The organism is Kribbella sp. NPDC049584, assembly GCF_040675555.1.
In the GTDB taxonomy this organism is placed as follows: domain Bacteria; phylum Actinomycetota; class Actinomycetes; order Propionibacteriales; family Kribbellaceae; genus Kribbella.
The window spans coordinates 20130-36552 of record NZ_JBFAPF010000011.1 but is presented as its reverse complement, the minus strand read 5'-3'; the positions used below and the strand labels follow the sequence as shown (position 1 = coordinate 36552).

Genomic DNA, 16423 nt, shown 5'->3' with positions numbered 1-16423 from the left:
GATATCGAGAGTACGCGCGGTGCCGATGACCGGTCAATGCACTCAACCGGACCTCTCCTGGACTTCTCCCGGAACTATCCCGGCAAATGCGGTCCACCGGTCGCCGTCGGGTACACGTCGGGCGGATATTCGAGCAGCAGCACCGACCGGACCGGTCCGTCGACAGCCTCGTAGCCGTGCGGTCCGGCGGCCCGGAAAGCCAGGTAGTCGCCAGGCCCCAGTTCCTCGGCCTGCCCATGTGTACTGACGCGCAGCCGACCGGTCAGGACGATGTGGTGCTCAGTTCCCGGATGCCCGTCGGAGTGCTGGACCGCATGCGGCCGGATCTCCTGGTTGTAGATCTCGAACAGCCCACCCGGATGCTCGAGCCGCCGCAGCATCCGCAGATCGATCGCCTCACCGGACAGTACGTCGACATCCGCGGACCGCACGAGGACCAGGTCAGACGCCGGCGACTCGGCCAGCAGAGCGGATACCGGCACTCCGAGAGCGTTCGACAAACTGAACACTGTCTCGATCGTCGGGTTACCCGCACCGGACTCGAGCTGCGACAGCGTGCCCTTCGCGATCCCGGACCGCCGGGCCAGTTCGGACAAGGAGATGCCCTGCTCGTCCCGCCGCGCCCGCAGGTTGGTCCCGAGCAGCTTTCCCGCACCCATCGCCGTCACAGCCCGGAGCATGCCATATTGAACGGCCGCGCCTCCGGCACGGCGGGTCGCGGGGCCTTGGCTCCCGTCCTTCCCTCGTCGCTCCGGTCGCTTCGCTCCCTGCGCTCCTCAGTCCAGGACGGGAGGCCCCGAGACCACTACGTCACGGAATGACGCGGCGTTGCCGCAGCTCGGCGAAGATGTCGTAGAACATCTGTTCGGTCTCGACGTACTCGTGGAAGCCGGCTCGCCGCGACTTCGACGAGTCGGCGAAGAAGTCGTAGTCACAGCCGAAGACGAAGTCCGCGAACGGCCACGACGACACGTCGGCGAAGGACGTCATTGTCAGCCCGTAGCCGACCTGCATCTCCTTCCAGAGCGGCTCCTTGTCAGCCATCACGTCCTGCAACGACATCTGCAGCGGCGGCGCCGCTTCGAGTCCGAACCAGGCCGCCAGCCGGGGCCACAACTCGCTCCACCGGAACAGGTCGCCGTTCGTGATGTTGAACGCCTGGTTCGCCGCGGCCGGCGCGGTCGCCGCCCAGACCGTTGCCTTCGCCAACAAACCTGCATCGGTCATCTCGAGCAGGGCGTCGTACGCACCAGGCTTGCCCGGGAATCGCAGCGGTACGCCGAGTTCCTTGGAGATCGACGCGTACACAGCGATCGCGACCGCGAGGTTCATCGGATTCCCCAGCGCCGCGCCACCGACGACGGACGGCCGCAGCGCCGACCAGGTCCACGCCTTGCCCTGCTGCCGCTCCTCCAGGAACCGTTGCTGGTCGACGTTGAACTCCGGCGGCAGATGCGGCGGATCGTCCTCCCGGGCCGGCGTCTTGAACGGCCCGAGATGGGCGCCATACACCTTGTAACCCTGCATCAGGCTGACGTGCCGCAGCCCGCGCGCCACCGGCTCGATCGCGTCCACGACGTTCACCAGCATCGCGAGATTCGGCGCCACGAGTTCGGCCCAGGTCGGCCGGTCCTGGTAGGCGACGTAGAACACGTGCGTCACGTCGGACAGTCCCGAGAGTCGGGTCCGCGTGTCGTCCGGATCAAGCAGGTCGACAGCAACATGACGGACGCGACCGGGTACGTCGACACCGCCGCGACGGGACAGGCCGATCACCCGCCAGTCCGGCAGCGATGCCAGATGTTCGACCAGATTCGTCCCGATGACACCCCGGGCACCCACGACCAACGCGACGTTCTCCATGTCCAACAGCCTTGCTGACCTGCACGAATAAAGCTAAGGCATAGTTTTCACCGAAGCCATAAGCTCAGATCATGGCAACGCTGAGACAGCTCGAGTACTTCGTCACGGTCGTCGATGAAACCTCCTTCACGAAGGCCGCCGAACTCCTGCACGTCACCCAGCCGGCGCTCTCGCATCAGATCCGCACGCTCGAACGCTCAGCCGGCGGACCACTGCTCGAGCGACTTCCCCGCACAGTCCGCCTCACCCCGACCGGCCGCGCGATGCTCCCGCACGCGCGCGCTGCCCTCGCCGATGCCGAGCGCGCTCGTTGCGCCGCCCGTCAGGCCGCGGGGCTCGAGGTCGGCGAACTGCAGATCGCCACGCTCTACTCCATCACCCTCGGCGTCCTCCCGGCCGCACTGCGCCGGTGGCGACAGACGCATCCGGACGTTGGCATCCGGCTCTTCGAGCACCGGCATACCGAGGAGCTGGTCGAGGCCATGAACGCCGGCGAAGCCGACCTCGCTGTCGGGCCTGAGCCGACCACCTGGGCTGGCGTCACCCGCACGCTCGGCACCGAGGAACTCGTCGTCGTGGTTGCTTCCGACGATCCCGCCGCCACCGGGGACACCATCAAGCTGCAGGACCTCGCTGACCGCGCATGGGTCCACTACGCGCCAGGCCACGGCCTCGCAGACGTCCTCGACCACGCGTGCGCACAGGCGGGCTTCGAGCCGCGGATCGCCGTACGGACGGAGCAGACCGCTGCCGCGCCGGCTCTTGCGGCCGCCGGTCTCGGACCGGCTCTGGTTCCCGACAACATCCTGGACGGCAACCTGCCGAGAGGTGGCCACATCCTTCACCTGGATCCACCGGTCCGGCGCACGCTCACGGCGTACACCCGTGGCGAACCCGACCCGCTGGCCGCAGCGTTCATCGATGTCCTCGTTTGGGGTGAGGACGCCGCGGGCACGCGGAGGTGATGGCTGACGAAGAGTCCGACGCAACAGTCCTTCTGGCCGGTACGGCGAACCTGGCGATCGCAATCGCGAAGATCGTCGCCGGGCTGCTGTCCGGATCGACCGCGCTGCTCGCCGAGGCAGCGCACTCAGTCGCGGACACACTCAACCAGGTGTTCCTGTTGGCAGCGCTGCACCGCAGCCGCAAGCCGGCCGATGCCCGGCATCCGTTCGGCTACGGCATGGAGCGATACTTCTGGTCGCTGCTCGCCGCGGTCGGCATCCTCGTCCTCGGCGCCGGCTTTTCGATCACCGAGGGCCTGCGCTCGATCTTCGCGCCTTCGCCGATCGCCGCGCTGGCCGTGATCTATCCGGTGCTGGCGATCTCGTTCGTGTTCGAGGGAAGCTCCTGGCTGCGAGCCGTGCTCCAGCTCCGGCGGGAGGCGCGCGAAGCCGGCGTACCGATCCTCACGCACCTCCGCAGTGCCGAGCCGGCCGTGAAGACCGTGGCCTTCGAGGACTCGGCCGCACTGATCGGACTGCTCATCGCAGCGGTCGGTGTGACGTTGGCAGTCGTCACCGGCCATCACATCTGGGACGGCGCCGCGTCGATCGCCATCGGCCTGCTGCTGATCGTGGTCGCCTTCACGCTCGGCCGGGACAACATGACCATGCTGATCGGGCGCGCGCTACCGGCCGACACCCAACGCGAACTGCGTCAGCTGATCACCAATACGCCGGGCATCGACGAAGTGCTCGATCTGCTCACTCTCCAGCTCGCGCCGGACCAGGTCCTCGTCGTCGCGGCAGTTGACCTGGACGACTCCGAGACCACGGGCGCTGCTGTCGAACAGCTCGCCGAGAAGATCGACGCACAGGTGCGGGAGGCATTCCCAATGGTGCGGCACCTCTACCTCGACCCGACACCCGCGGACGCACCTATCATCAGCGCTGATCGTGACCCCAGTTCGCCACGATGACGGCGATCGGCGGCAGTACGGCGGCTACCGCGCTCATCCCGATCGCGACCGGGATCGAGAACAGCCGGACGACGAACCACGCCAGCCCGATCAGCGCGAGGCAGCTGCCCATCAGCCAGTAATAGGCCTTCCGGTTGTTCCACCCGCGCGCCATCTCACACCGCCAGCGACAGCTTCCCGAGGGCGTCGACCAGCGGCGAGAGCTCGGGCAGCTCGGAGGCGTTCTTCAAGGCAGACGTCAGTACGGCGTCGTGGGTCGGCTGCGCCTTGTCGAGCAGCTCGCGGCCGGCCTCGGTGACCTCGGTGTAGATACCACGCCGGTCCGTCGGGCACAGATACCGCTGCAGGAGCTTGCGGTCCTCCAGCCGGTTCACCAGACGGGTCGTAGCGGACTGGCTGAGCACCACAGCGTTGGACAGCTGGTTCATCCGCAGGTGGTAGTCGTCCTGCCGCGCCAACACGTCCAGCACGCTGTACTCACTCACGGACAGGCCGTGCTGCTTCTGCAGCGCGCGCTCGAGCTCGTCCTCGATCCGGGCATGCAGCGCCGCCAGGGTGCGCCACCCCTGCGCCCGCGCCTCTGCGGCGTCATCCGGTAGTCCCACGACACCTCCACTTGAACTTCACGCTTGCATGCGCAATCATAACGCTTATGCAATAGACCGCGTGTGCAACTATCGCGCACGCCGGTAACAGTCATAAGACTACATTCGAGGGGATTCCGCGTCATGCCTGCTGCCCTCCTGGCCCTGGCAATCGGTGCATTCGGGATCGGCACGACCGAGTTCGTCATCATGGGACTGCTGCCCGACGTCGCGACCGATTTCGGCGTCAGCATCCCGTCCGCAGGTCTGCTGATCTCCGGTTACGCGCTCGGTGTCGTGGTCGGCGCTCCGCTGCTCACCGCGATCGGTTCGAAGGTCTCCCGCAAGACCGTGCTGATCGCGTTGATGGGCGTGTTCATCGCGGGCAACCTGGTGTCCGCGCTCGCTCCGTCGTACGGCGTTCTGATGGCCGGTCGCGTCGTTGCGGCGCTGTCTCACGGCGCGTTCTTCGGAGTCGGATCGGTTGTCGCCGCATCGCTCGTACCGAAGGCGAAGCAGGCCAGTGCGATCGCGCTGATGTTCACCGGACTCACAGTGGCCAACGTGCTCGGCGTACCGGGTGGGACTGCGCTCGGACAGCACTTCGGCTGGCGATCGACGTTCTGGGCCGTCACTGCGCTCGGCGTGGTCGGTCTGCTCGGCATCGTGTTCTTGGTACCGCGACAGGGCACCGCCGAGGGGCCGGGGCTGCGGACCGAGCTAGCTGTGTTCAAGAACGTGCAGGTGTGGCTCGCACTGGCCATGACTGCGCTGGGCTTCGCTGGAGTGTTCGCGTCGTTCACCTACATCGCACCGATGATGACCGGCGTCGCGGGCTTCTCTGCGGGGTCGGTGACCTGGCTGCTCGTGCTGTTCGGCGCTGGGCTCGTCGTCGGCAACCTGCTGGGTGGCAAGGCGGCCGACCGGTCGCTGATGCCGAGTCTCTACCTGATCCTGGCGCTACTAGCCGCTGTGCTGGTTGCCTTCGTATTCACGGCCCACGCCAAGCTTCCGTCCGCCGTGACGATCGCCCTCTTCGGCGCAGCGGGCTTCGCAACGGTCGCTCCGCTGCAGAAGCGCGTGATGGACAAGGCCAAGGGTGCTCCGGCGCTGGCGTCCGCAGCCAACATCGCCGCGTTCAACCTGGGCAACGCAGCCGGCGCATACCTCGGTGGACTGACCATCGAGCACGGCCTCGGCTACACCGCCCCGAACTGGGTCGGCGCCGCCCTCGCAGTCTCCGGACTGCTCGTCGCACTCGTGTCCGGCCTACTTGACCGCAAGGACGTCGCGCAGCCAGGTGAACGCGGCGGCCTGCATCGCCCGGTCGAACTTGTGGGGCCCGTCGAAGAACTGACCGACGTACGACGCTGAGGACCCGGCGGCGGCGTACTGCGCCGAGATGCGCTCATGCGCCGCCTCCTCCCCGCCGAGCGGAAACAGCTCGTCATGCCGGTTGTACTGCACCAGGAGCGGCGCCGGAGCCTGGCAGGCGGCGACGTCCGGCCAGTCGACCTGCGGCGGGAACATGCGAGGCATCAGCATCCAGGTGTGCGACACGACGTTCTGGTCGAGCAACGAGTTGTAGGTGCCCATCATCCCGACCACGACGGCAGCAGTGAGCTCGCTGCTCGTTGCCCGTAGCAACGCAGACCGGCAACCGCCGCCGGACAGTCCGATGCTGGCGGTCCGGTCGGTAGTGTCGTCGCGGCCGCGCAGGTAGTCCAGGGCGATCCGGTCCTCCCGCGCGACGACGGCGGCGAACGTCGTACCGAGCAGAGTGCAGTACTTCTCGACCAGGTGCTCGTGACGGCCGGCTGCAGCGTTGTACGCGGCGGCATCTCCGTCCACCGCGTCCTCCCGGACCTGCGGCGGCATCTCCGCCAAGGGGAAACGGCGGCTGCCCCAGCAGAAGGCATCCGGCGCCAGTACGACGTACCCCTGGGCCGCGAGGTCGTTGGCGTAGGCGCGGCCCTCGTAGTACTGCTCTCGCAGCGCACGCATTTCCGCCGCGGGCTCCTCGTCGGTGTCGGCGATCTTCTCGCGGCCGTAGTACTTGAAGCCGTCGTGACCGTGCAGAGCGAGTACGCCGGGCAGCGGGCCGGTGGCGTCCGCCGGTTTCAGCACCCGCGCACGAGTCCGCGGACCGAAGCCGACGGAGTAGGAGATCTCCTCGCCCACCAACCCGTCCGCGGTCCAGCGCCGCTCGACGCGCACGTCCGACGGCCCGTCGTCGTCACCAGCGGTCGACACCATCCGCCGGACGATCTCGCGAACCTGATCCGCGGCCGGCTGCGCGGACTCGCGTACAGCCGGCGCGCCCGCGTGCTCGATCCAGTCGCCGTAGACACCCAAGTGTGTGGAGCTCATCCCCGCAGCCTGTCACGACCTCGGTCGTCTGAAACGGTGTGTTTGGTTGTGACACACTGTTTCAGTGCGAGAAGCGGATCGGCGATCGGTGCTGGGATCGGTGTGGCTGCGGGACGAACCGGAGCCGACCCGGGCGCGGCTGAGCCGGGACGACATCGTCCGGACCGCGATCCGGGTGCTGGACCGCGAGGGCCTCGACAAGTTCTCGATGCGGATGATGGCGGCGGAGCTGGACGCGGCCGCGACGTCGGCGCTGTACTGGCGGATCGCGACCAAGGACGACCTGCTCGAGCTCGTGGTCGACGAGATCTTCGCGGACGCGCTCGTGCCGCGACCCGAGCGCGGCGATTGGCGCGACCAGGTCACGGTCGTCGTCCAGGCGGCGTACGACGCTCTGTGCGCGCACCCGTGGGCGGCGCGGCTGCTCGCCTCCCACGGCGCGCTCGGGCCGAATTACAACGCGCTGATCGATCGGGTGGAGTCCGTCCTGGACGCGGCCGGTTTCAAAGGGACGCACCTGGACTCCGCGGTGTCGGCGATCTTCCACTACCTGGTCGGCTCCGCCGTCACCGATTCGGCCTGGCTCTCCGTGGTACGCCGCAGCGGCATGGACGACTCGAGCTGGGCCACCGAGTCGGCCGGCCGGATGGGCGTCGACGCCACCCACCTCGCCGCTTACCTCAACCGCACAAGTCGCTCCGGCCCGGAGGCCCGCTTCGCCTCCGGACTCCGGGTCATCCTGATCGGCCTGAGGCCGCGTCAACTCTCCTAGAGGTCCGCGAAGACCGAGGCAGGGTTCTCGAAGGCGTCGGCGACGAAGCGGAGGAAGGCGGCTGCGGTGCCGCCGTCGCAGACGCGGTGGTCGAAGACGAGGGACAGCTGGGTGAGCTTGCGGATGGCGAGCTCACCGTCCACCACCCACGGGCGATCGATGATCCGGCCGACGCCGAGAATCGCGACCTGTGGATGGTTGATGATCGCCGCGCTGCCGTCGACGCCGAAGCTGCCGTAGTTGTTCAGCGTGAACGTCCCCGACGTCAGCTCCTGCTGGGTCAGCTTGCCGTCCCGTGCCGATTCGGTCAGCCTTCGGATCTCGACGTCCAGCCCGCGGGTGGTCATGGTGTGCGCGTTGGCGACGGCCGGTACGACGAGACCGCGGTCCGTCTGCGCGGCGAGGCCGAGGTTCACGCCGTCGTACTGGACGAGCTCCTCGCGCTCGGTGTCGACGTACCCGTTGAGCTCTGGGTATTTGAGCAGGCCGGCGACGACGAAGCGTGCCATCAGGGCCAGCAGGCCGGGACCGGGGTCTGTTGCTGAGCGCAACGATGCGCGCAGGTCCATGAGTGCGGTCGCGTCTACGTCGACCCAGGTGGTGGCCTCGGGGATCTCGGCGCGGCTTCGGGTCAGCGTCGCGACGACGGCCTTGCGGAAGCCGCTCATCGGCGTACGGCGCAGCTCCGGGAGCCCCGTCCGCGAGGCGACCTGGGCCGCGGCCGGCTGAGGTACTCGCTCGGTCTGTGTGGGGATCGGCTCCAGTTGCGTACGCCGTGCGATGGCCAGCTCCACGTCGCGGCGGACGATCAGGCCGTCAGGCCCCGAACCGTCGAGCGTGCGCAGGTCCACCTCGGCATCGCGCGCCAACCGTCGTACCAGTGGCGAGACCACCAGCGGCACGCGCCTCGGTGCCTTCTCCGGCGGGGGCTCCTGGATTCTCGCAGCGGCAGCCGACCGCGGCTTCCTGCGCCGCCCGGCCCCGGACATCTCGGTCGTGCCATAGCCGACGAGCACGTTCCCCGAGCCGGCACGTTCTTCCTCGCGGTATGCCTCTCCCGCCGGATCGCCAACCGTGATCAGTGGCTTGCCGACCGGGATCGTCGTACCGGGTTCGCCGTGGAGCTCCTCGATGACACCGGCGTACGGCGACGGCAGCTCGACGATCGACTTCGCGGTCTCGACCTCCGCGACCGGCGTGTCGACGACGACCACGTCGCCGACCTTCACCAGCCAGCGAACGATCTCCGCCTCGGTCAGCCCTTCACCGAGGTCGGGGAGAAGAAACGTGTTCACGAGTCCTCCCACTGCAGGTCGTCCACCGCGTCGTGGATCCGGTCGACGCTCGGCAGCTGGTACTTCTCCAGCTTCGGTGGCGGGAACGGGATGTCGAACGCGGTCACCCGCCGCACCGGCGCCGCCAGCGAGTGGAAGCACTTCTCGGTGACCCGGGCAACGATCTCGGACGACACACTCGCGAACCCGCTCGCCTCGGCAACCACGACCGCCCTGCCGGTACGCCGCACCGCCGCGCACACGGTCTCGTCGTCGAACGGCACGACCGAACGCAGATCCACCACCGTCAGCTGGCGCCCTTCGGCCGCCGCAACCTCGGCCGCTTCGAGCGCGACCGGCAACGCTGGGCCGTAGGCAATCAACGTTGCGTCCGCGCCTTCACGCCGTACGACGGCCGTGCCGATGCCGGGCTGGTCCTCGGTGAGGTCGACCTCTTCCTTTGCCCAGTAGAGCTTCTTCGGCTCCATGAACACCACGGGATCGGGGAACTCGATTGCCTTGCGCAACAGCCCGTAAGCGTCCGCGACCGTTGCCGGCGTCACCACCGTCAGCCCGGGCGTGTGCGCGAAGTAGCTCTCCGACGAATCGCTGTGGTGCTCGACGCCGCCGATGCCACCGCCGTACGGGATCCGGATGACCATCGGCAGCTGGACGCGTCCGCGGGTGCGGTTGCGCATCTTCGCCACGTGCGAGACGACCTGCTCGAACGCCGGGTACCCGAACGCGTCGAACTGCATCTCGACGACCGGGCGCATCCCGTTCATCGCCATGCCGACCGCCATACCGACGATGCCGGCCTCGGCCAGCGGGGTGTCGAAGCAACGATTCTCGCCGAACTCCGCGGTCAGCCCGTCGGTGATCCGGAAGACACCGCCGAGCGCGCCGACGTCCTCGCCGAACATCACAACCGTGTCGTCCGCGTGCATCGCGTCCCGCAGCGCCTGGTTGAGCGCCTGGGCCATCGAGATCTTGGTGTGCGTCATGGCGTCAGGCCTCCTCTCGCGCCAGCTCGTCACGCAGGAACGCCGCCTGCTCGCGCAACTGCTGGGTCTCCTCGGCGTACAGGTACTTGAACAGATCCGCCGGGTCCACCTCGGGCTCCGGCATCAGGCCGTCGCGCAGCTGTGTGGCTACCTCGGCGGCCTTGGCCTCTGCTTGCCGGCGTACGTCGTCGTCCAACCAGTCCTGCTGCTCGAGGTACGTCGTCAGCCGCTGGATCGGGTCCCGGTCCAGCCACGGCGTGACCTCGTCGTCCTGGCGGTAGCGGGTCGCGTCGTCGGCGTTGGTGTGTGCCTGCACGCGGTACGTGTGCGCCTCGACCAGCTGCGGGCCTTCCCCTGCGCGGGCCTTCTCCACAGCCTTTCCGAGTACGGCGAGCAGGCCGGCCAGATCGTTGCCGTCGGCCCGTTCGCCCGGTACGCCGTACCCAATGCCCTTGTGGGCAAGGGATGGCGCGGCGCTCTGCTTGACGAGCGGGACGGAGATCGCGTACTCGTTGTTCTGGATGAAGAACACGACCGGCGCGTGGAACACGGCCGCGAAGTTCAGCGCCTCGTGGAAGTCGCCCTCGCTCGTCCCGCCGTCGCCGACGAGCGCCATCACAACCGTGTCCTCGCCCTTCAGGCGCGCCGCGTGCGCGACGCCGACCGCGTGTGGCAGCTGGGTCGCTAGCGGAGTCGACTGCGGCGCGACCTTCTGCGCGTACGGGTCGTAGCCCGAGTGCCAGTCGCCGCGGAGCAGCGTCAGAGTCTCGATCGGATCGACACCGCGGCTCACGATCGAGACCGAGTCGCGGTACGTCGGGAACAGCCAGTCTCCCTCTTTGAGGACCATCGTCGCCGCGACCTGACAGGCCTCCTGGCCGTGCGAGGACGGGTAGACCGCGAGCCGGCCCTGCCGGACGAGCGCACTGGCCTGGTCGTTGAAGCGGCGGCCGCGGATCAACTCTGTGTAGCCGTCGAGCAGAGCAGCCTTGGTGGGCAGCTCGTACGACGAGTGTTCGTGCGGCAGACCGTTCTGATCGATCAGACAGACGGGTTCCGCGGAGGGGAGCAATTGCTCCTCGACGGTGGTCATGGACCCTCCAGCGCAGGAGACGGACGGTAGCCACATCGTCCTGCCTCCTGGCCAAGTGGATCTATAGCTGGAAGAATTGAGAGACGTTTGGCCCGGGTCGCCGCGCGAGGAGGTCGCACAATGTCCGACGAGGCGATAGTCCACCGGGCCGGTCCTGGACAGATTGTCGTCGCTCCCGCGCTCGACGAGATCGATCGGCTGATCATCGAGGCCCTCGGACGCGACGGACGGCTGTCGATCCGGGCTCTGGCCGACGAGGTGCACATCTCCCGGGCGAACGCGTACGCGCGGGTCGAGCGCCTCACGAACACCGGGGTGATCACCGGCTTCACGGTGACTGTGGATCCGCTTCGGCTGGGGCTCGCGACGTCGGCGTACGTCACGCTCAGTCTGCGGCAGAGCTCGTGGCGAACGCTCCGGAAGCAACTCCAGGCCATCCCGGAGATCAAGCACATGGCTCTCGTCGGAGGCGACTTCGACGCCATCCTGCTCGTCCGAGCCGCCGACAACGAAGGCCTACGTCGCCTGGTCCTGGAAAAACTCCAAGCCATCCCCGAAGTACTGGCCACCCGCACCGCACTGATCTTCGAAGACGTAGGAACCCTCTAACAGCCGCACGACCTGCGCAGGATCAGTTCGGTTGGAAAGGTCAGCGCTTCGACCGCTCCTTCCCCTTCGATCAAGCGGCGTACTGCTTCTTGGGCGAGGTGTTCGAGGGGCTGGCGGACGACGGTGAGCGGGGGCCAGGTGTACTCAGTCTCAGGAGTGCCGTCGAAGGCCACGACTGCGACATCCTCGGGGACGCGAAGACCGGCCTCGTGCAGGACTCGCAGCACACCAATGGCCTGCAGATCTGAGCTGGCGAAGATCGCCGTTGGGCGCGGGACGGCATCCACGAGTTGGCGGCCGGCCGTGTAACCGCCCTCGCGAGAGAACGCCGCTCGAGCGATCGGTCCCGCGGAAAGGCCGGCTGCCTCGAGGGCGTCCCGCCAGCCGAGTTCGCGTTCTGGGTGGCCGGTGCCGCCGATGACCAGGCCTATTACCTGGTGGCCGTGTTCCACCAGGTGCTCGACGCCGTGGCGGGCGCCTTCGCGGTACGCGGGGCGGACCGAGCTGACCGTCGGCAGCACGCGATTGATTGCGATCGCGGGCACCTCGGCGTCGGTCAGGTCCGGGTCCTCGTGCGGCGCCACCAGCAGCAGTCCGCTCACCTGACGTGTGAGGAGTTCCGCGATCTTGGCGCGTTCGGTGGCTGGATCGCCGTCGGCGCTCGTCTGCAGTACGACGTACCCGCGCGACGCCGCCTCCCGGTCGATCGCCTTGGCCAGCTCTGCGAACAGCGGATTCCCGCCGTCGGGCGTGATGAGGCCGAACGTCCGCGTCGTACCCATCCTCAGCGCTCGCGCAGTCGCGTTCGGGCGGTAGCCGAGGGCACGGATCGCCTCCAGGACCCGCTCGCGCGTCTCGGGAGCGACCTTGCGAGGTCCCTCGTTGACGACGTAGCTGACCACGGCCGTGCTGACCCCGGCGTACTCCGCCACGTCGTTGCGCGTGACCGGTTCCTTCGGCATGCAGTGATGGTACGACGGTTGACCGCCGCGGAAAGCGGTTGCTAGCGTGTGTCGTCTACACGAGTAGAAGGAGACCGCCGTGGCCAGACGCTATGCCGTCGCCGGGACCGGATCGCGGGCGCAGTCGTACATCCGCGCGATGTTCCAGGCACACCCCGAGGAAGCCGAGCTCGTCGCCCTGCTCGACCCGAACCCGGGCCGGCTCGCGTTCCACCAGCGGCTCGTCACCGAACTCGGCGGCCCGGAGCTCCCGCAGTACGGCGCCGACGACCTGGAGCGGATGGTCAAGGAGCAGTCCGTGGACCGCGTCGTGGTGACGAGCCCCGACTACACGCACGCGTCGGTCGTGTCGCAACTGCTGCGCGCCGGCGCCGACGTGATCGTGGAGAAGCCGCTGACGATCAACGCCGACGGGACGCGGCAGATCGTCGACGCGATGAACGAGTCGGGTAAGTCCGTCGTCGTGACGTTCAACTACCGCTACTCGCCGCGCAACAGCGCGCTCCGCCAGGTGATCGCGGACGGCGAGATCGGCAAGGTCACGAGCGTCGAGTTCCAGTGGGTGCTCGACACCCGGCACGGCGCGGACTACTTCCGCCGCTGGCACCGCGAGAAGCTGAACTCGGGTGGCTTGCTGGTCCACAAGGCGTCCCACCATTTCGACCTGGTGAACTGGTGGATCGCGTCGTCGCCGACACGGGTGTTCGCGTCCGGTGGCCTGTTCTTCTACGGCGACGAGAACGCAGCGGCTCGGGGCCTCGGGCAACGACCGGCGCGCGGAACGATCGATGGATCGGCCAATGATCCGTGGTTGCTTGACCTGCGCAACGATGACACGAACCGGCAGCTGTACTACGAGAGCGAGAAGTACGACGGGTACCTGCGCGACCAGGACGTGTTCGGTCCGGGGATCACGATCGAGGACAACATGTCCGTGATCGCGGAGTACGCGAACGGCGCGCGACTGAGCTACTCGCTCAACGCGCACTCGCCGTGGGAGGGGTACCGCGTCTCGGTCAACGGCACTCTCGGGCGCGCCGAGCTTGAAGTCGTCGAGCGTGCCGCGGTCGTCGACGACCAGATCGACCCGAGCTACCCGTCCGACCGGGTGATCGCCGGCGACGTTCGTACCAACGGCGAGCGGCTGGTTCTGCAGAAGCACTGGGCCACTGCGGTCGAGGTCGAGATTCCCCGGGGCGAAGGCGGGCATGGCGGCGGCGATCGTCTCCTGTACACGGACCTCTTCGTGGGGCCGACCAACGACCCGCTGGCTCGTGCCGCGGACGTCAACGACGGCGTACGAGCCGTTGCCGTAGGCATCGCTGCGAACCAATCCCTGGCGACCGGTCAGCCGGTCACAATCACCGACCTGAACCTAGGCGGCTGGTCGACCTAGCCCCGTCTCCCGAAGGATCTGCTCTTGCCGGAGCCGGAGTTTCCTCGGATGACGATGGTTCCACCTCCGATGTCTAAGTTGGCCCGCTGACCGGGGTCAGGCGGCTTGGCGGCGGGCTGTTCGTTGGCGGCGGAACCAGAGCGCGAGGGCGATGCACGGCACGACGAGTCCGCCGATGCCCAGCACCAGGAAGTCCCACTCGGCGTTGATGTGGTCGATCAGCCAGCCGAAGTTCTTTCCGAAGAAGCCGGTCAGGAAGGTCAGCGGCAGGAAGACCGTGGCCAGCTTGGTGAGCTGTTCCATGGACGCGTTCTGCCGGACGCTGACCTTGGTCTGCTCGACGCCGATCACCGCCATGTTCGCCTCCAGGACCGTGGCGAGCAGGTCACGTTGGGCAGCGACCTCCTCGTTCACCAGTACGAGGTGGTCGTGCACGTCGCGGAAGTACGGCAGCAGGGCGGTGTCGCGGGCGCCGCGCTCGATCGTCGCGAGTACCGCGAGCAGCGGGTGGACCGCGCGGTAGAAGTCAGTGACTTCGCGACGGAGGAAGTAGATCTGCTCGGTCGGCGCGACGGCGCCGGCGAACACCGTCTGCTCGACCCGCTCGATGTCGCGTTCGAGCTCGGCGACGACCGGTCCGTAGCTGTCGACGACTTGGTCCAGAATCGCCCACAGCACCGAGCTCGTTCCACACTCGAGCAGCTCGGGCCGTTGCTCGAGCCGGATCCGGGCGCCATGCAGGTCGCTGGCGACACCTTGACGGACGGTGATCACGAACGACGGCCCGACGAAGACGCTCACCTCGCCGAAGTCCACCTCCTCGCGCTCGTCGTCGTACCGGCCGGTCCGAAGGATGACGAGCTCGACCTCACCGGCGTACGGCTCGACCTTGGGTCGGAGATGGAACGTCTGCGCGTCCTCGACGGCCAGCTCGTGCAGGCCGAAGCTCTCTCTCGCCTGGGCAAGTTCCTCGGCCGTGGGCTCGAACATGCCCAACCAGACGAACCCACCCTGCTGACAGTGGGCAGCGGCATCCTCGACCGACATCGCCTCGACGTGCTGGCGGCGTCCGTCCCGGTAGTAAGCGCAGTCGATGATCATGGTGACCTCCTCCCCCGATCGTCGTACGGACGGCCGATAGGAAATAGGGTTGGCCGGGAAAGCAGTGGTGAACATCCGTGAGGAGATGCCGTGGGACTGCCAGTCGTACTGATGCCCGGCCCGATGCACCCGGCCGTCGCTGAGGGCCTCGCCGACCACTGCGAGCTGATCCGGCTCTGGGAGGAGAGCGACCCGGACGCCGTACTCGCGGCCCGCCGGGACGAGATCGTTGCCGTCGCCACCGGTGGTACGGCGATCGACGGACCGTTCCTCGACCGGCTCCCCGCCGTACGCCTGGTCGCGAGCTTCGGTGTCGGGTACGACCGCATCGACGCGGCCGCTGCCGCCGCGCGTGGCGTCGTGGTCACGAACACGCCTGGGGTCCTGGACGACGAGGTCGCCGACACGGCACTCGGCCTGCTGCTGATGACGGTGCGCGAACTGGGACGAGCCGAGCAGTACCTCCGCGAAGGCAAGTGGGCCGAGGGCCGCCCGTACCCGTTGACCCCCGCAACGTTGCACGGCCGCCGGATGGGCATCCTCGGCCTCGGCCGCATCGGCCAAGCCATCGCCGACCGCGTCCAGCCCTTCGGCGTCACCGTTGCCTACCACAACCGCCACCCGAAGGACGTCTCCTACCAGTACTACTCGTCGCTGGTCGAGATGGCCGCCGACGTAGACATCCTGATGATCGTCATCCCCGGCGGCGACAACACCCGCCACCTGGTCGACGCCTCGGTCCTCAAAGCACTAGGCCCAGACGGCATCCTCATCAACGTGGCCCGCGGCACGGTCGTCGACGAACAGGCGCTGGTGGACGCCCTCCGCACCAACACCATCCTCTCCGCCGGCCTGGACGTCTTCGAACACGAACCCAAGGTCCACCCCGACCTCCTCACCCTCCCCAACGCCGTCCTCCTCCCCCACGTAGGCTCCGCCACCATCCCCACCCGCACCGCCATGGCCAACCTGGTAGTCGACAACATCCACCACTGGCTAACGCATGGCACCCCCCTCACCCCCGTCCCCGAATCCACCGACCTCCTGAAGTAGCCCGCCGCCGCACGACGGCCAATCCCCCGCCCCGACGTACTGCGCTCAACCCAGCGCGCGGACGTACTACGGTCAACCCCGCGTGCTACGCAGCCGCTATGTCGCTCCGCTCCTCCCGCGGGCGCCGCCCGCACCCCACCCACCCCCCCGGCTCATCGCCGGTGCATCCCTTCCGGCTACCGCCGGACGTTGTGGGCTACCGCCCGCGCGTGCGCGCTCATCGCGCGGCGACTGCGTATGTCGGCGTTCCGGGCCAAGGCAGCCTGGTTCCGCGGACGGTGCTTGCACGGACGCTGCCGGAACGGACGCTGCTTGCACGGACGCTGCCGGAACGGACGCTGCTTGCACGGACGCTGCCGGAACGGACGCTGCTTGCACGGACGCTGCCGGAACGGACGCTGCTTGCACGGACGCTGCCGGG

Annotated in this window: 17 protein-coding genes; 7 read left to right on the top strand and 10 right to left on the bottom strand. The window is 68.0% G+C overall.

What is annotated here, in order from left to right; translation table 11 throughout:
* Positions 1–74: 74 nt before the first annotated feature.
* Positions 75–659, bottom strand: a complete 585-nt coding sequence (locus AB0J62_RS31105; RefSeq protein ID WP_363879235.1) for an XRE family transcriptional regulator — start codon at positions 657–659, stop codon at positions 75–77.
* A 151-nt stretch (positions 660–810) separates the two neighbouring features.
* Complete coding sequence (locus tag AB0J62_RS31100) at positions 811–1863, bottom strand: SDR family oxidoreductase (protein ID WP_363878479.1); 1053 nt, start codon at positions 1861–1863, stop codon at positions 811–813.
* A 71-nt stretch (positions 1864–1934) separates the two neighbouring features.
* On the opposite strand from AB0J62_RS31100, the gene AB0J62_RS31095 reads away from it, so the two are divergent.
* Entirely contained in the window at positions 1935–2828 is an 894-nt protein-coding gene (locus tag AB0J62_RS31095; protein WP_363878477.1) for a LysR family transcriptional regulator, read from the top strand.
* Positions 2828–3784, top strand: a complete 957-nt coding sequence (locus AB0J62_RS31090) for a cation diffusion facilitator family transporter (protein ID WP_363878474.1) — start codon at positions 2828–2830, stop codon at positions 3782–3784. Before AB0J62_RS31095 ends, AB0J62_RS31090 begins: the two co-directional genes overlap by 1 nt.
* Here AB0J62_RS31090 and AB0J62_RS31085 read toward each other — a convergent pair.
* Both AB0J62_RS31085 and AB0J62_RS31080 read right to left on the bottom strand, forming a co-directional pair.
* Entirely contained in the window at positions 3750–3938 is a 189-nt protein-coding gene (locus AB0J62_RS31085) for a DUF3099 domain-containing protein (protein ID WP_134110125.1), read from the bottom strand. The genes AB0J62_RS31090 and AB0J62_RS31085 overlap by 35 nt on opposite strands.
* Before the next feature lies 1 nt (position 3939).
* Complete coding sequence (locus AB0J62_RS31080; RefSeq protein ID WP_134110128.1) at positions 3940–4389, bottom strand: MarR family transcriptional regulator; 450 nt, start codon at positions 4387–4389, stop codon at positions 3940–3942.
* 123 nt (positions 4390–4512) lie between these two features.
* Between AB0J62_RS31080 and AB0J62_RS31075 the strand changes: the two genes are divergently transcribed.
* The gene (locus AB0J62_RS31075) at positions 4513–5742 is read left to right on the top strand and encodes an MFS transporter (RefSeq protein ID WP_363878471.1); all 1230 of its coding nucleotides are present in this window, start codon (positions 4513–4515) and stop codon (positions 5740–5742) included.
* Here AB0J62_RS31075 and AB0J62_RS31070 read toward each other — a convergent pair.
* Positions 5638–6738: a hypothetical protein gene (locus AB0J62_RS31070; RefSeq protein ID WP_363878469.1), complete on the bottom strand. Its 1101-nt coding sequence runs from the start codon at positions 6736–6738 to the stop codon at positions 5638–5640. The two genes, AB0J62_RS31075 and AB0J62_RS31070, sit on opposite strands and share 105 nt — an antisense overlap.
* A 64-nt stretch (positions 6739–6802) precedes the next feature.
* Here AB0J62_RS31070 and AB0J62_RS31065 point away from each other — a divergent pair, with 64 nt between their 5' ends.
* Positions 6803–7510, top strand: coding sequence for a TetR/AcrR family transcriptional regulator C-terminal domain-containing protein (locus AB0J62_RS31065; protein ID WP_363878466.1), 708 nt, complete (start codon positions 6803–6805; stop codon positions 7508–7510).
* Here AB0J62_RS31065 and AB0J62_RS31060 read toward each other — a convergent pair.
* The 3 genes from AB0J62_RS31060 to AB0J62_RS31050 are packed head-to-tail and all read right to left on the bottom strand — an operon-like array spanning position 7507 to position 10881.
* The gene (locus AB0J62_RS31060; RefSeq protein WP_363878464.1) at positions 7507–8805 is read right to left on the bottom strand and encodes a dihydrolipoamide acetyltransferase family protein; all 1299 of its coding nucleotides are present in this window, start codon (positions 8803–8805) and stop codon (positions 7507–7509) included. The two genes, AB0J62_RS31065 and AB0J62_RS31060, sit on opposite strands and share 4 nt — an antisense overlap.
* Positions 8802–9788, bottom strand: a complete 987-nt coding sequence (locus AB0J62_RS31055; protein WP_363878462.1) for an alpha-ketoacid dehydrogenase subunit beta — start codon at positions 9786–9788, stop codon at positions 8802–8804. The genes AB0J62_RS31060 and AB0J62_RS31055 overlap by 4 nt, the downstream gene beginning before the upstream one ends.
* 4 nt (positions 9789–9792) lie before the next feature.
* Positions 9793–10881: a thiamine pyrophosphate-dependent dehydrogenase E1 component subunit alpha gene (locus AB0J62_RS31050; protein ID WP_363878460.1), complete on the bottom strand. Its 1089-nt coding sequence runs from the start codon at positions 10879–10881 to the stop codon at positions 9793–9795.
* A 120-nt stretch (positions 10882–11001) separates the two neighbouring features.
* Here AB0J62_RS31050 and AB0J62_RS31045 point away from each other — a divergent pair, with 120 nt between their 5' ends.
* Entirely contained in the window at positions 11002–11490 is a 489-nt protein-coding gene (locus AB0J62_RS31045; protein WP_363878458.1) for an Lrp/AsnC family transcriptional regulator, read from the top strand.
* Here the strand turns inward: AB0J62_RS31045 and AB0J62_RS31040 are convergent.
* Complete coding sequence (locus AB0J62_RS31040; protein WP_363878456.1) at positions 11487–12452, bottom strand: LacI family DNA-binding transcriptional regulator; 966 nt, start codon at positions 12450–12452, stop codon at positions 11487–11489. The two genes, AB0J62_RS31045 and AB0J62_RS31040, sit on opposite strands and share 4 nt — an antisense overlap.
* A 79-nt stretch (positions 12453–12531) precedes the next feature.
* Between AB0J62_RS31040 and AB0J62_RS31035 the strand changes: the two genes are divergently transcribed.
* Positions 12532–13848 (top strand): Gfo/Idh/MocA family oxidoreductase, encoded by a 1317-nt coding sequence (locus AB0J62_RS31035; protein ID WP_363878454.1) that lies wholly within the window; start codon positions 12532–12534, stop codon positions 13846–13848.
* 96 nt (positions 13849–13944) lie between these two features.
* Here AB0J62_RS31035 and AB0J62_RS31030 read toward each other — a convergent pair whose 3' ends face one another.
* Positions 13945–14949 carry a magnesium and cobalt transport protein CorA gene (locus tag AB0J62_RS31030; RefSeq protein ID WP_363878452.1) on the bottom strand — a complete coding sequence of 335 codons (1005 nt, stop codon included), beginning with the start codon at positions 14947–14949 and terminating at the stop codon, positions 13945–13947.
* A gap of 90 nt (positions 14950–15039) precedes the next feature.
* On the opposite strand from AB0J62_RS31030, the gene AB0J62_RS31025 reads away from it, so the two are divergent.
* Complete coding sequence (locus AB0J62_RS31025) at positions 15040–16002, top strand: 2-hydroxyacid dehydrogenase (protein WP_363878450.1); 963 nt, start codon at positions 15040–15042, stop codon at positions 16000–16002.
* The last annotated feature ends 421 nt before the right edge of the window (positions 16003–16423 follow it).

Excerpts from the sequence above, each read along its gene's own strand:
- AB0J62_RS31105 (WP_363879235.1), bottom strand. The coding sequence starts at position 659 with ATGGGTGCGGGAAAGCTGCTCGGGACCAACCTGCGGGCGCGGCGGGAC.
- AB0J62_RS31100 (WP_363878479.1), bottom strand. The coding sequence starts at position 1,863 with ATGGAGAACGTCGCGTTGGTCGTGGGTGCCCGGGGTGTCATCGGGACG.
- AB0J62_RS31095 (WP_363878477.1), top strand. The coding sequence starts at position 1,935 with ATGGCAACGCTGAGACAGCTCGAGTACTTCGTCACGGTCGTCGATGAA.
- AB0J62_RS31090 (WP_363878474.1), top strand. The coding sequence starts at position 2,828 with ATGGCTGACGAAGAGTCCGACGCAACAGTCCTTCTGGCCGGTACGGCG.
- AB0J62_RS31085 (WP_134110125.1), bottom strand. The coding sequence starts at position 3,938 with ATGGCGCGCGGGTGGAACAACCGGAAGGCCTATTACTGGCTGATGGGC.
- AB0J62_RS31075 (WP_363878471.1), top strand. The coding sequence starts at position 4,513 with ATGCCTGCTGCCCTCCTGGCCCTGGCAATCGGTGCATTCGGGATCGGC.
- AB0J62_RS31070 (WP_363878469.1), bottom strand. The coding sequence starts at position 6,738 with ATGAGCTCCACACACTTGGGTGTCTACGGCGACTGGATCGAGCACGCG.
- AB0J62_RS31055 (WP_363878462.1), bottom strand. The coding sequence starts at position 9,788 with ATGACGCACACCAAGATCTCGATGGCCCAGGCGCTCAACCAGGCGCTG.
- AB0J62_RS31050 (WP_363878460.1), bottom strand. The coding sequence starts at position 10,881 with ATGACCACCGTCGAGGAGCAATTGCTCCCCTCCGCGGAACCCGTCTGT.
- AB0J62_RS31045 (WP_363878458.1), top strand. The coding sequence starts at position 11,002 with ATGTCCGACGAGGCGATAGTCCACCGGGCCGGTCCTGGACAGATTGTC.
- AB0J62_RS31040 (WP_363878456.1), bottom strand. The coding sequence starts at position 12,452 with ATGCCGAAGGAACCGGTCACGCGCAACGACGTGGCGGAGTACGCCGGG.
- AB0J62_RS31030 (WP_363878452.1), bottom strand. The coding sequence starts at position 14,949 with ATGATCATCGACTGCGCTTACTACCGGGACGGACGCCGCCAGCACGTC.